Annotated in this window: 13 protein-coding genes; 9 read left to right on the forward strand and 4 right to left on the reverse strand. The window is 41.6% G+C overall.

From position 1 onward, the window contains the following. Positions 1-9 precede the first annotated feature (9 nt). The 3 genes from SD427_RS10460 to pdhA all read right to left on the reverse strand — a co-directional run bounded on the left by SD427_RS10460 (position 10) and on the right by pdhA (position 3,582). The gene (locus SD427_RS10460) at positions 10-678 is read right to left on the reverse strand and encodes an ABC transporter ATP-binding protein (protein WP_320557737.1); all 669 of its coding nucleotides are present in this window, start codon (positions 676-678) and stop codon (positions 10-12) included. Between the two features lie 170 nt (positions 679-848). After that, positions 849-2,471, reverse strand: a complete 1,623-nt coding sequence (locus SD427_RS10465; protein ID WP_320557738.1) for a pyruvate dehydrogenase complex dihydrolipoamide acetyltransferase — start codon at positions 2,469-2,471, stop codon at positions 849-851. A 109-nt stretch (positions 2,472-2,580) separates the two neighbouring features. Next, positions 2,581-3,582: a pyruvate dehydrogenase (acetyl-transferring) E1 component subunit alpha gene (gene pdhA, locus SD427_RS10470; protein WP_320557739.1), complete on the reverse strand. Its 1,002-nt coding sequence runs from the start codon at positions 3,580-3,582 to the stop codon at positions 2,581-2,583. A 126-nt stretch (positions 3,583-3,708) separates the two neighbouring features. Between pdhA and SD427_RS10475 the strand changes: the two genes are divergently transcribed. Both SD427_RS10475 and SD427_RS10480 read left to right on the forward strand, forming a co-directional pair. Then, positions 3,709-4,311 carry a phosphatase PAP2 family protein gene (locus SD427_RS10475; protein ID WP_320557740.1) on the forward strand — a complete coding sequence of 201 codons (603 nt, stop codon included), beginning with the start codon at positions 3,709-3,711 and terminating at the stop codon, positions 4,309-4,311. A 9-nt stretch (positions 4,312-4,320) separates the two neighbouring features. After that, positions 4,321-4,806 (forward strand): BlaI/MecI/CopY family transcriptional regulator, encoded by a 486-nt coding sequence (locus SD427_RS10480; protein ID WP_320557741.1) that lies wholly within the window; start codon positions 4,321-4,323, stop codon positions 4,804-4,806. A gap of 62 nt (positions 4,807-4,868) precedes the next feature. Here SD427_RS10480 and SD427_RS10485 read toward each other — a convergent pair whose 3' ends face one another. Continuing rightward, complete coding sequence (locus SD427_RS10485) at positions 4,869-5,309, reverse strand: RNA-binding protein (RefSeq protein WP_320557742.1); 441 nt, start codon at positions 5,307-5,309, stop codon at positions 4,869-4,871. A 439-nt stretch (positions 5,310-5,748) separates the two neighbouring features. Between SD427_RS10485 and SD427_RS10490 the strand changes: the two genes are divergently transcribed. The 7 genes from SD427_RS10490 to SD427_RS10520 all read left to right on the forward strand — a co-directional run bounded on the left by SD427_RS10490 (position 5,749) and on the right by SD427_RS10520 (position 13,944). Beyond that, positions 5,749-6,150 (forward strand): acyl-CoA thioesterase, encoded by a 402-nt coding sequence (locus tag SD427_RS10490; RefSeq protein WP_320557743.1) that lies wholly within the window; start codon positions 5,749-5,751, stop codon positions 6,148-6,150. Further along, complete coding sequence (locus tag SD427_RS10495) at positions 6,147-6,707, forward strand: AraC family transcriptional regulator (RefSeq protein ID WP_320557744.1); 561 nt, start codon at positions 6,147-6,149, stop codon at positions 6,705-6,707. The genes SD427_RS10490 and SD427_RS10495 overlap by 4 nt, the downstream gene beginning before the upstream one ends. Before the next feature lie 104 nt (positions 6,708-6,811). After that, on the forward strand, positions 6,812-9,643 hold the full coding sequence (locus tag SD427_RS10500; RefSeq protein WP_320557745.1) for a heavy metal translocating P-type ATPase: 2,832 nt from the start codon (positions 6,812-6,814) through the stop codon (positions 9,641-9,643). 4 nt (positions 9,644-9,647) lie between these two features. Beyond that, positions 9,648-10,382: a DUF72 domain-containing protein gene (locus tag SD427_RS10505; RefSeq protein WP_320557746.1), complete on the forward strand. Its 735-nt coding sequence runs from the start codon at positions 9,648-9,650 to the stop codon at positions 10,380-10,382. A 61-nt stretch (positions 10,383-10,443) separates the two neighbouring features. Then, positions 10,444-11,103, forward strand: coding sequence for a YggS family pyridoxal phosphate-dependent enzyme (locus SD427_RS10510; protein WP_320557747.1), 660 nt, complete (start codon positions 10,444-10,446; stop codon positions 11,101-11,103). A gap of 57 nt (positions 11,104-11,160) precedes the next feature. Continuing rightward, on the forward strand, positions 11,161-12,345 hold the full coding sequence (locus SD427_RS10515; RefSeq protein WP_320557748.1) for a sigma-54 dependent transcriptional regulator: 1,185 nt from the start codon (positions 11,161-11,163) through the stop codon (positions 12,343-12,345). 237 nt (positions 12,346-12,582) lie between these two features. Continuing rightward, positions 12,583-13,944, forward strand: a complete 1,362-nt coding sequence (locus SD427_RS10520) for an MATE family efflux transporter (protein ID WP_320557749.1) — start codon at positions 12,583-12,585, stop codon at positions 13,942-13,944. Positions 13,945-13,972 lie beyond the last annotated feature (28 nt).

Genomic DNA, 13,972 nt, shown 5'->3' on the forward strand with positions numbered 1-13,972 from the left:
ACGAGGATTTTATTCGATAATCAATCCGTCTTTCATCACCAACTTCCTGTCGGTAATTTCTGCAAGGTTGGGATTATGGGTTACAATCACAAATGTCTGGTTGTACTTGTCTCTCAGGTCAAAAAAAAGTCGATGGAGGTCATCTGCATTTTTTGAATCCAAGTTACCGGTAGGCTCATCGGCAAAAATAATTTTAGGGGAATTGATCAGAGCCCTTGCTACGGCCACCCTCTGTGCTTCACCACCCGAAAGCTGGTTGGGCTTATGGTGCAGCCTCTGTTCAATTTTCAGGTCTTCAAATAAAGCATAAGCCTTTTCAACCGCTTCTTTTTCATTAGCACCGGCAATCTTAGTCGGGAGCAGGACGTTTTCCAGAGCCGTAAATTCAGGAAGCAGCTGATGGAACTGAAATACAAACCCGATGTTCTGGTTTCTGAACTTAGAAAGCTGCTTATCATTCATATTGATAAAAGACTCCTGCGCAATGGATATTTCAGTACCGAATTTGTTTGAATGGGAAGGCTGGTCCAGTGTTCCCAGGATCTGCAGCAACGTAGATTTCCCGGCTCCGGATTCTCCCACAATAGATACCACTTCACCCATTTTGATATGAATATCAACGCCCTTCAATACTTCTAAATTCCCATAAAATTTATGGATATTCCTTGCTTTAATCATAATTCAAAAATAGTAAATTGATTTTAAATAATGACAATTTTAAAGCTAATAGTACATAAATCCGGGATTGGCTTCTCCAATTGTTTGTCGCCATAATATTATCCTTAGTTTACGTAAAAAAACCTCTCATAACTGAGAGGTTTTTATCTATATTTTAAAAACTTGGAAATTTACAGCAACAGTGTTAAAGGACTTTCCAGATATGTTTTTAAAGTCTGTAAGAACTGAGCTCCTGTAGCACCGTCTACCACTCTGTGGTCACATGCTAAAGAAAGCTTCATGATATTTCCGACTACAATCTGTCCGTTTTTCACAACCGGCTTCTCGATAATGGCTCCTACTGAAAGGATGGCCGCGTTCGGCTGGTTGATGATGCTGGTGAACGTTTCAATCCCGAACATTCCCAGGTTGGAAACAGAGAAGGTGGAACCTTCCATTTCATTGGCTTTAAGGCCTTTGGATTTTGCTCTTCCTGCCATATCTTTTACCGCAGCAGAAATCTGCGTATAGTTCATCTGGTCTGTGTTCTTAAGCACAGGCACAACCAACCCGTCAGGAATAGCTACTGCTACGCCGATGTTGATGTTTCCTCTGTGGATCACCTTGTCGCCTGCCCAGCTTGAATTCACCTGCGGATGTTTTCTCAATGCAACCGCCGTTGCCTTAATGATCATATCATTGAAAGAAATTTTCGTATCCGGCAAAGAATTGATTTCTTTTCTGGCTTCTATGGCTTTATCCATATTGATCTCTACCATCAAATAGTAGTGAGGCGCAGAGAATTTGCTTTCAGAAAGACGCTTGGCAATGATATTTCTTACCTGTGAGTTCGGCGTTTCAGTATCTTCTCCCTGAACAAAGCTTACGGCTACCTGCGCTGCCGCAGATGATGATACCTGCGCCGGTTCAGAAGTTTGTTTCCCGGCTGAAGGCTGGTAGTTTTCAATATCTTTTTTAACGATTCTTCCATTTTCTCCGGAACCCTGAAGGTTATGGATATCCACTCCTTTATCCTCAGCCATTTTTTTAGCTAACGGAGAGATGGCTACCCGGTCAGAAGAAGAAGCATTTTCAGCCGGAGCGGCCTGTTCTTTCTCTTCTTTTGCCTCAGGCTTCTTTTCGGCCGGCTTTTCTGAAGACTGGCCGGCTGGTTTCGGAGCACCAACTCCTGAAACATCCGTTCCTTCAGGCCCGATAATGGCCAATACGGAATCCACAGGAGCGGCACCGCCTTCTTCAACACCCTGCTTCAGCAATACGCCGTTAAACTCAGACTCAAAATCCTGAACGGCTTTATCGGTTTCGATTTCCGCAAGAAGGTCTCCTTCTTTCACGGTATCGCCTACGTTTTTGTGCCACTTAGCCACTTTACCTTCCGTCATGGTATCAGAAAGTCTCGGCATGGTAATCATTTCTACCCCTGCAGGAATTTCAGCATCGGTCTGCTCTACACTGGTAGCATTATTTTCTGTCTTTAATTCTTCTTCAGATTTTTTTTCTTCAGAATCATCAGCCTTAGGAGCCTCCCCGCCGGTTAACCCGGAAATATCTTCTCCTTCTTTACCGATAATCGCTAAAACAGAATCTACAGCAGCTGCACCGCCTTCTTCCACTCCTACATATAAAAGAGTACCTTCTATCTCAGATTCAAAATCCTGAACGGCTTTATCAGTTTCAATTTCAGCTAAGATATCTCCTTCTTTTACCTGATCTCCTATTTTTTTATGCCATTTTGCCACTTTCCCTTCTGTCATTGTATCAGAAAGGCGCGGCATTGTAATTACTTCTGCCATATTTTTATTAATTTGAAAATTTGAGAATTTGTTAATCTGAAAATTAAAAAAGGATGTCTTTAAGATCTCATTTTCAAATTTTCAAATTTTCAAATTGACTCATTATCTTTTAGTTTTCTAATTTGTTTAAGAACGGATAATTTTCCTGAGCATATACATACTCGTAGATTTTTTCAGGATCCGGATACGGGGAATTTTCCATGAACTCAATGCACTCTTCAACAAAATCTCTTGATTTGCTGTCTGTTGCTTCCAGTTCTTCTTCGGTTGCCCAGTTGTTTGATAAAATTCTTTGTTTGATCAGCTCAATCGGGTCATCGCTTTTATGGATCGACACTTCCTCTTTGGATCTGTAAGGCTCTGCGTCAGACATGGAATGCCCTCTGAAACGGTATGTTCTTGCCTCAATAAAAGTAGGCCCGTCTCCTCTTCTTGCTCTTTCAATAGCTTCGTAAGCTGCTTCGGCAACTTTTTCAGGATCCATTGCATCTACCGCAAGACAAGGCATTTCATAGCCCAGACCTAATTTATAGATGTCTTCATGGTTGGCGGTTCTTTTTACAGAAGTCCCCATCGCATACTGGTTGTTTTCTACCACAAATACCACAGGCAATTTCCAATTCATCGCCATGTTAAACGTTTCATGCAGTGAACCCTGTCTTGCAGCCCCGTCCCCGAAAAAACAGATATTCACCGCTTTTCTGTCGAAATACTGGTCTGCAAAGGCAATACCTGCACCTAAAGGAATCTGTCCTCCCACAATACCATGACCACCGTAAAATCTGTGTTCTTTGCTGAAAATGTGCATAGATCCGCCCATACCTCCGGAGGTGCCCGTGGCTTTTCCGCAAAGTTCTGCCATGATTCTTTTAGGATCTACTCCCATAGCCATAGGATGGATGTGGCACCTGTAGGCAGTAATCATACTGTCTTTAGTTAAATCCATTGCATGGGTAAAACCTGCAGGAATAGCTTCCTGACCGTTGTACAAATGTAAAAAACCTCTGATTTTTTGTTTTAGATAAAGAGAACGGCATTTGTCTTCAAACCTTCTCCACATTGTCATATCTTCATACCACTTCAGGTATACCTCTTTAGAAAATTCTTTCATGTGCTAGCCTTTGCTTATTTATATATGAAATAGTTAAGCAAAATTATAAAAAAAACTTTGTTTTTATTGTATTTACACCCATTGTTTTTTACTTATAATATTATATTTACAGGATCAAACTTAGTTATGCAGGAAAAATACCCCCCGTTTGTTTATAAAACTTCAAAAATCATATCAGATTTCTTCAATCCTTTGGTCTCTTTGGTACTCTTTTTCTTCTACATGAGCATCAAATCTTATTCTTTACATGATTCCCTGACCTATTTTGTTCCGATACTGCTGATCATCATAATCCCTGTGGTTATCTGGCTGGTATGGAACGTAAAAACCGGCCGGTATACCAATATGGATGTATCCAACCGCGTTCAGCGGATTTCCCTGTATTTCTTCATCGCAGCATGTGTCATCGCTTACATTGCTTTTGACTATTTCAGAAAAGGGCATGTTGATCTGATCATGATCTTTATTTTGATTCTGCTTCTGGTCATGCAGCTCAGCAATTACTTCATCAAAAGTTCCATGCATACGGCATTTAACGTATTGGTTGCCGCTTTATTTTTTGCGCTGAATACGGTATTGGGAATTGCCTGGCTCGGTATCGCAGTTTTAGTCGGGATTACTAGGGTTATTGTAGGAAGGCACACCCCGAAAGAGGTGATAATGGGCGCTGTAATTGCTTTTATGGTATCTTTTATCTATCTTTATTGCCATATACAATTTCAACCGTAAGGATCTCATATGAAAATAAATCATCTCACATCTGCTGAAGAAAACCTGATGAGGCTGTTATGGAAGCTTCATTCATTTTATTTAAAGGACATTATGGACCAGCATCCGGAACCTAAGCCCCACCAGAACACCGTTTCTACCTATCTGAAAATACTGGTTGAGAAAGGTTATCTGTCTACTGCAAAAGAAGGACGGATTTTCAGATATACTGCAGTTGTACCGTTTGAAGAATACCGGAAGTTTTTATTACAGGAACTTGCAGACCGTTTTTTCAGCAATTCCGGAAAAGAGGTTCTGGAACTTTTAATAAATGAGCATATGGTTTCTCAGGATGATATAAAAGAACTGGGCATTGGCATTGCCGTCATCAGTCCGGAAGAAATAAAAGAACCGACTTTTGAATATGCAGATGAAATCCTGAACCCGAAAAAAACAAAGGATAAAAAGAAAGTAAAAAGTAAAGAAAAAGATAAAAAGAAGAAGAAAAATAAGTAACGGGAAGATTTATTTGGTCTGTGCATAAAAAAAGCGGCTTCAAACTGAAGCCGCCTATATTTTTACCAACGTTTTCCACCGCCGTTTCCGCCACGGTCTCCACCGCCGCCGTAACCGCCGCTTCCACCTCTGTTGCTGCTTCCGCCGTAACCACCGCTACCGCTTCCACCTCTGTTTCCGCCACCGCCGTAACCGCCGCTTCCGCCTCTGTTACCACCGCCAGCGTTACCACCACCACTTCCGAAAGGCCTTCTCGGCTTCTCTTCTCTTGGCTTAGCTTCTGAAACATTAAGTGTTTTTCCGTTGAATTCTTTTTGATTAAGAGCTTCAATAGCCTGCTGCCCTTCAGCATCTTCCATTTCAACAAAACCGAAACCTCTTGAACGACCTGTCTCTTTGTCTGTAATGATTTTTACTGAAGAAACTTCTCCAAATTCTGAAAATAAATCCTGCAACTCATAATCTTTAGTTGCGTAGTTGATGTTTGAAACAAAAATGTTCATCTGAATAAAAAAATTAAAAATGTTAAAAATGATTTGGTTTATAAAAGAAAAACAACATATAGAATGAACAAATATTGATTCCAGATATAAGACAGGTGCAAGATACAACTATTAATTTCATATCAAAATTTTTTTTCAGAAATTTTAAGTAAATTTTTCAATTAGATTGTTATTTCACTAAAAACTATTAATTATGATGAATTATCTGTTAAAAAACCCACATGAATGTTAATTTTTAATTAAATCCAATCAGGTAAACATCAAAAATTCATAACATTGAAAGTATAATTTTAGATATTGTAATACTTTTTAAAAGAGCAATCTAAATATTCCGATCAGGCAACTGCCTTTGTAAATAATGCTTTTTTATTAAGTCAATCCACATGAACAGGACATGTCAGTTTTTAACCTTAAATTTGTGCTTCAAAATTATAAGATTATGAATTATCACACCAGAAAATGGGTAAAACCTGAAGATTTAAATCCCAACCAGTCACTCTTCGGAGGAAGGCTGCTTCAATGGATTGATGAAGAAGCTGCTTTGTATGCCGTGATTCAGTTGGAGAACAAAAAAGTGGTGACCAAATTTATTTCAGAGATCAATTTTGTAAGCTCTGCCAAACAGGGCGATATCATAGAAATCGGCATTGAGGTTTCGGCATTCGGCTCCACTTCCCTTACCTTACGGTGTGATGTCCGAAACAAGATGACCCACCAGACCATTATTACCGTTGACAGAATTGTGATGGTTAACCTCGATGAAGACGGAAACCCTGCGCCGCATGGAAAAACAAAAGTTGAGTTTGTAAAAGACCGGCTGAGCAATCAGAACACTTTATGACAATTTTTATAAAAAATATGGTGTGCGGGAGATGCATTTCTGCTGTTTCGGATATTTTTGAGAAAACCGGAATTAAAGTTAAATCCATTTCCCTGGGCGAAGTGGAAACAGAATCCGGTGTTTCAGATGAAGACCTCCGCACTGTCGAAAAACATCTGGAGGCAACCGGGTTTGAAAGGATCAGGGATTCTGCCCGTCAGCTGACTGAAAAAATCAAGACCCTGATCATCACAAAAATCAGCGGGCTGGACATCAATGAAAATTTTCTTTTATCCGAATTTTTAAGCGCAGCACTCCATAAAGACTACAGCTCGCTTTCCAAAACATTTTCGCATAATGAGACGATGACCCTGGAACAGTTTTTTATCCTTCAGAAAATCGAAAAAGTAAAGGAGCTTCTTCTGTATAATGAATCCACGCTGACGGAAATTGCCGGAAAACTGGGTTATAAAAGCGTGCAGCATCTCTCTTCCCAGTTCCGCAGCAGCACCGGCTTTACCCCTACCGAATTTAAAAAACTGAAAATCCGTCACAGGAAACCGCTGGATCAGGTTTAATTTGATTGCCGTCCGGCCTAATTTTATAATCATTATCCTTAAATTTATAACACGTTTCCATTTGTATTCCGGAAATTTGTACTGTAAATTTAAAAGGACTGATCATGCAGCAACAATATAAAATCCTCGGAATGATCTGTTCGGGATGCCGGAAGAAAATTTCCGAAAGACTGAACAGCATAGAAGGCGTAACAGCAGATATTGACTTAGATAACCATACAGCGACCATTACTTCTGATAAAACAACTGAATTAGCTGTTTTAAATAAAGCTCTGGAAGAAATCGGGAATTATAAACTTGAAGATCCGGCCCATCCTGGGCAGACTTCTTTTGTAAAACCGCAGGACCGTATTTCCCCCTCTTCCGTTTATTACTGCCCGATGGAATGCGAAGGTGATAAAGTGTATTTCCGGCAGGGGGAAAGATGCCCGGTCTGCAACATGTACCTGGTGCCCGTTGAAGAAAAACACACACAGGACCCTAATTACCAACCTGCTTACTCATCAGCCCATCTCCCTGAAAATTTCAAAGACCATATCGGCAGCTATTACTGCCCGATGTTTTGTGAAAAGGACAAAGTATATGAAGAAAAAGGTGACTGTCCGGTTTGCCATATGCACCTGGAACCGATTACGGAAGAGCTGGTTAAAAACGCGGAAACCCATGCCCATGCCCATCATAGCCATCATCACGAAGCTCCTAAAGTTACCGATGAAATGGCCGGGAAATACTATTGCCCGATGTATTGTGAAGGCGACAGAGTTTACGACAGCAATGTAGGATGCCCGGTATGCGGGATGGACCTGGTAAAATACCCGGAAAAGAAGACGGCAACCTATACCTGCCCGATGCACCCCGAAATCATTATACATGAACCCGGGGACTGCCCTGTCTGCGGGATGGATCTGGTAAGGATGCCTGATAAAAATGAAGATGAAGACGAAACATATCAGATCTTAAGAAAAAAGTTCATCGTTTCACTGGTTTTTACCGTTCCTGTTTTTATTCTTTCAATGGGCGGGATGATGCTGGATTTCCCGTTTTCACATGAGCTGCAGGGGCTTTTTGAACTGGTTTTAACGCTTCCCGTTTTGTTTTATTCAGGCTGGTTCCTGATCAGAAGGGGCTGGGTATCTTTCAAGACTATGAACCTGAACATGTTCAGTTTGATCATTTTAGGAGTGGCTGCCGCGTTTATTTTCAGTATCGCTGCGCTTGCTTTCCCGGATATGATTCCGCATGAAATCAGGGGGCATAATCACGGGGTCCCGTTGTATTTCGAGGCGGTCTGTGTAATTTTAACCCTGGTGATTCTGGGCCAGTTGATGGAAGCCCTTGCCCATAAAAAAACAGGGAACGCCATCCGTGAACTCATGAATTTATCCCCTGATGAAGCAACCCTCCTGATTAACGGGGAAGAAAAAAAAGTACTGATCACCCAGGTAAAAGCCGGTGATTTATTAAAAGTAAAACCGGGTGAAAAAATTCCGGTGGACGGGCATATTACGGAAGGGACTTCCAATGTGGACGAAAGCATGATTACAGGCGAACCGGTACCTGTTGAGAAAAGTATCAATAATAAGGTTTCGGCGGGAACCATCAACGGCAATCAGGTGTTTATCATGAAAGCTGAAAAAGTAGGCGATGAAACCTTACTTTCCCAGATTATCAGGCTGGTCAATGAAGCGAGCCGGAGCAAAGCCCCGATCCAGAAACTCACGGATAAAGTAGCAAAAATATTTGTCCCTGCGGTTATTTTAACTGCTGCAGCCACCTTTATCATCTGGCAGTTTTTCGGTCCTGAAGGCAAAAGAAGCCTGTTTGCTTTTGTAAATGCCGTTGCCGTATTAATTGTTGCCTGCCCGTGTGCATTAGGTCTGGCTACTCCGATGTCTCTAATGGTGGGAATCGGTAAAGGAGCCAAAAACGGCATCCTCATCAAAAATGCGGAAGCACTTGAACAGATGAACAAGGTAAATGTTTTGATTACCGATAAGACCGGAACCCTGACCGAAGGAAAGCCTTCCGTAGAGCATATTGAAACCGTTCAGGAAGACCGCGCTCTGATCCTGCAGCTGGCATTTTCATTAAACCGGAACTCAGAACACCCTCTGTCGGGCGCCGTGATCAGAAAAGCACAGGATGAAAATATTCCCCCGTTAAAAACAGAAGGTTTTGAAAACATTTCCGGAAAAGGAATAAAAGGAAACATCGGTGAAGAAACGGTTTATCTGGGCAATGAAAGCATGTTGACGGTCTATCATATCTCCATTCCTGAGAATTTAAAAAAGAAAGCAGTTGAAATCCAGTCAAAAGCCCATACCATTTCATATGTAGCGCAGGGAAATGAAGTACTGGGCTTTATCAGCTTTACCGATAAGATCAAGGAAAGCTCTAAAAAGGCCGTTAAGCGGCTTTTCGACGAAGGCATTGAAGTCATCATGCTGACCGGAGATAATGAACATACGGCAAAAGCAGTCGCAGATGAACTGGGAATCAGGAATTTTAAAGCGAACTGCCTTCCTGAAGACAAGTTAAATGAGGTCAAAAGGCTGCAGCAGGAAGGAAAAATTGTGGCAATGACCGGTGACGGAATCAACGACTCCCCTGCTTTGGCCCAGGCCAATATCGGTATTGCGATGGGAACCGGAACCGGCGTGGCCATCGAAAGTTCGGAAATTACCCTGTTGAAAGGTGACCTTTCCGGCATTGCGAAAGCACGGCTTTTAAGTGAAAAGCTCCTGAAGAATATCAGGGAAAACCTGTTCTTTGCTTTCATTTACAATGTATTGGGCATGCCGGTTGCGGCAGGCTTATTGTATCCTTTTTTCGGAATTTTACTGTCCCCGATGATCGCGGCAGCGGCCATGAGCTTCAGTTCCCTGTCGGTGATTCTGAATTCTCTGCGGCTGAATTCCGTTAACCTAAGCAAATAAAATCATGGAAAAGGAAAATTTGTATATCGGATGTTCAGGTTTTTACAATAGCGACTGGAAAGGATCACTGTATCCGGAAGATGCCAAAAACAAAGACTTCCTGACATTATATTCCCAGGCGTTCAACTGCGTGGAAATCAATTCTACCTTTTACAGAAAACCAACGGCTAAAACGCTCCTGAAATGGACCGGGGAAACGCCTGATGATTTCCGGTTTTTCATCAAAATCCCCAAAACCATCTCCCATGAGAAAAGACTTGAAGGCTGCAGGGAAGAAATTTCGGAGTTCTGCCTTCATATTCAGGAACACCTGAAAGAAAAACTCTCCGGATTCCTGTACCAGTTTCCGCCTTCATTTAAGAACACGCCCGAAAATATTGATTTGATTGTTAATAATCTCGATTTCAATTATCTCAATGTTATCGAATTTCGCCATGAATCCTGGTGGCGGGATGAAATTCTTAATCTTTTTAAAGACCACCAGATTGTTTTTTCAGGCGTAAGTTTCCCCGGTAACCTTCCTGAAGATGTGGTGGTGAATCATCCCGGAATTTTATATTACAGGCTGCACGGAACTCCTGTTCTCTACAAATCAGAATACAGTGATGAGTTCATTGGGCGCCTGGCTGAAAAAATCAGAACAGGCGATCACCAAGCCTTTGTTTTTTTCAATAACACCTGGGGTACGGCAGCGGTTAAAAACGCGCTTTACCTGAAAGAAATTGTTGGTCAGCCCTGATAAATATATATTCCAGATCCAGTATTATTGTTTTATGCTTTAAATTTCAGAAATTTGCCTTATGAATATTCAGGAAAATTACAATGATATAAAAAAACAGCTGCCGGAACATGTACAGCTGGTTGCCGTCTCAAAAACACACCCCGTTTCAGCGATCCAGGACGTATATGATCTCGGACAAAGGATTTTCGGCGAAAACAAGGTGCAGGAACTTACGGAGAAACATCCGCTTCTTCCCAAAGATATCCAGTGGCATATCATCGGGCATCTGCAGACAAATAAAGTAAAGTATATTGCTGAATTTGTGGACACCATCCAAAGTGTGGATTCTGAAAAGCTGGTCAGGGAGATCAGTAAGGAAGCAGCGAAGCACAACCGGACGATTAAGCTGTTACTTCAGGTAAAAATTGCTGAAGAGGAAAGCAAATTCGGGCTGGAACCTGCCGAAGCAAGGGAGATTTTCAGCAAGTACCTTCAGGATGAATTTTCAAACATTGAAATCACAGGACTGATGGGCATGGCTACTTTTACGGACGATAAAGAACAGTTAAGAAATGAGTTCCTTACATTAAAACATCTTTTTGACGAATTTTGTCAGCTTAAACCCCTTGAAACATTGTCCATGGGAATGAGTGACGATTTCCCTGTTGCGGTTGAATGTGGTGCCAATTCAGTGCGTGTAGGATCCGCTATTTTCGGGCAGCGGGATTATTCAAAATAGAATCATTTAGGTATAGTTTTTGCTAATAATTCAATCAAAAAATCTAAATTTGCAACTATGCAAAAAATCCTTATTGTAGAAGACGAAAAAGCAATTTCAGGAGTACTCCAAAGTATCCTATCCGACGAACTTACTGAATACGAATTTATCATCGCTGAAGATGGCCTTGAAGGCTACAAACAAATAGAAAAAGAAGATTTTGCCCTGGTAATTTCTGATATTAAAATGCCTAAAGTTTCGGGGACCGAGCTTCTGAAACAGAGTTTGGCTTTAAAACCGGAATCTACTTTCATTATGATTTCAGGCCATGCGGATATTGATTCTGCGGTTTCCTGCCTGAGGGACGGTGCCTATGATTTTATCTCTAAGCCTATCGATATCAACAGACTGATTACGAGCGTAAAAAATGCGCTGGCTAAAGAGCACCTGAAAAAAGAAAACAAAAACCTTCAGACGGAAAACAAGACCCTGAAAAAAAAGGTCAATAAAAAATACCAGATGATCGGCGAATCGGCAGGTTTGAAGAAAATCCAGGATATGATTGAAAAAGTTGCGGCTTCCGATGCAAGGGTTTTGATTACAGGCCCGAACGGTGCAGGAAAAGAACTGGTAGCCCATGCCATCCATAACCAGAGCGACCGCGCAAGAGGCCCGATGATTGAGGTTAACTGTGCTGCGATCCCTTCAGAGCTGATTGAATCTGAATTGTTCGGACACGTAAAAGGGTCTTTTACAGGAGCCATTAAGGATAAGCAGGGAAAATTTGAACAGGCCAACGGAGGCACGATATTCCTTGACGAGATTGGTGATATGAGTTTGATTGCCCAGGCAAAAGTATTAAGGGCTTTACAGGAAAGCAAAGTTTCCCCTGTAGGAAGCGATAAAGAAATTAAAGTGGATGTAAGGGTGCTTGCAGCTACCAACAAAAATATGCAGAAGGAAATTGAAGCCGGAAGATTCAGGGAAGACCTTTACCACAGGCTTTCTGTTATTGAAATCTATGTACCTTCCCTGGATGAAAGAAAAGAAGATATTGCCTTGCTGGTAGATCATTTCTCCGGAGTAATTGCTGATGAGCACGGTACGGCTGTAAAAAAATTCGATGATAAAGCGGTTGAATCATTGAAAGCACTTTCCTGGACCGGAAATGTCAGAGAATTGAGAAATGTGGTGGAAAGGCTGATTATTTTAGGAGGAAATACTGTTTCTGCCGATGATGTCGCAAGTTTTGTAAGGAAATAAATAATGTAATTATTACTTTAATAAATTATAAAAATTGCAGTATCACTGATTACTGCAATTTTTTTTGTGTTATGCATAATTAAAAAACCGGTAATGTAAAACGGATCGGGATTACGTTCAATCATTATATCTTTAATGATTTAATTCATTGTAATACCAAAACTGGTCTTAGCCCTCGCTGACATGTTGTTTTTAATCCAATACAATCAAAAAAGAAAAACTGAACAATAAACTGTTATGAGATTTTTACATAAAAACTATACCAAAGAATGCCTTACGCTGGCGCTTCCCGTGATGCTGACCCAGGTCGGCCAGGTATCGGTAAACCTTTTTGACAATATCATTGTCGGGAGATTACTGGGAGCAGATGCCCTGGCTTCCGTTTCATTGGGAAATGCGGTATTTTTTTCCATATTCGTGCTGGCTTTGGGATTTTCATTTGCCATTCCGCCGCTGGTATCAGAAGCCCATTCAAAACAGGACCATAAAACCATCAACTCGGTTTTCAGTCACGGGTTCATCATCAATATGACCGTCGGGATCCTGCTGATGGGAATCCTGCTTCTGGCCATGCCCCTGCTCTACCATTCCGGGCAGCCTGCGAAAATCATTCCTGATACGGTTGATTTCTTAACGATCATGGCCATCAGCATTGTTCCGTTTATGGCCTTTCAGACCCTCAGGGAAGTTTCGGAAGGATTATCTTATACGATTGGTGTGACCAAAGCTACTATTATTGCCAACATCATTAATATTGTACTGAATTATGTTTTTATCAAAGGCCTCTTCGGATTCCCGGAAATGGGCGTAAAGGGCTCGGCGCTGGCAGGTCTGATCGCCAGGGTTTTTATGGTAATCTTCCTGTATTTTGTCCTTTTACATGAAAAGAAAACGAGGCAGTATATTAAAGATTTTTCATTGAAAGTAGCGGTTTTTTCAAAACAGATGTTTGAGAAGATGATCCGTTTGGGACTGCCTACGGCACTGCAGATGTTTTTTGAAGTAACGGCATTCGCAGGAGCCGCATTTATATGCGGACTGATCTCGGCCCACGATATTGCCTCCCACCAGATTGCTTTAAGCATGGCTTCCTTTACCTTTAATTTATGCATCGGGTTCAGTGTGGCTTCTACGGTGATGATCGGCAGGAAACTGGGCGAGAGAAACTTTACGGAACTGAGAAAAGTAGGGATCAACAACCTGAAAATTGCTTTCATTTTTATGTGCATCTGCGGACTGCTTTTTATCATCGGGCGCAATATCCTCCCTGCTTTCTTTACGAAAAAAGAGGAGGTTGAAGTGATTACCCTGGCCTCGAAACTGATGATTATTGCCGCTTTATTCCAGCTGTCTGACGGGATCCAGGTAACGGCGCTGGGAACATTGAGAGGCTTACAGGATGTGAAGATCCCTTCCATTTATACTTTTATTGCCTACTGGCTCATCACCATCCCTCTGGGTTATTTCTTGTGTGTTACCCTGAATATGGGCGCTTTCGGGATGTGGATCGCATTAGGGCTGGGCCTTACCATTTCTGCCGTGATGCTGGTCAAACGGTTTCTGAACCTGTCTGCAAAAAGAATTACGCAGAATATATAATTGAAAAGGCGGTCACAAAAGACCGCTT

It is taken from the genome of Chryseobacterium sp. JJR-5R, from assembly GCF_034047335.1.
GTDB lineage: Bacteria > Bacteroidota > Bacteroidia > Flavobacteriales > Weeksellaceae > Chryseobacterium.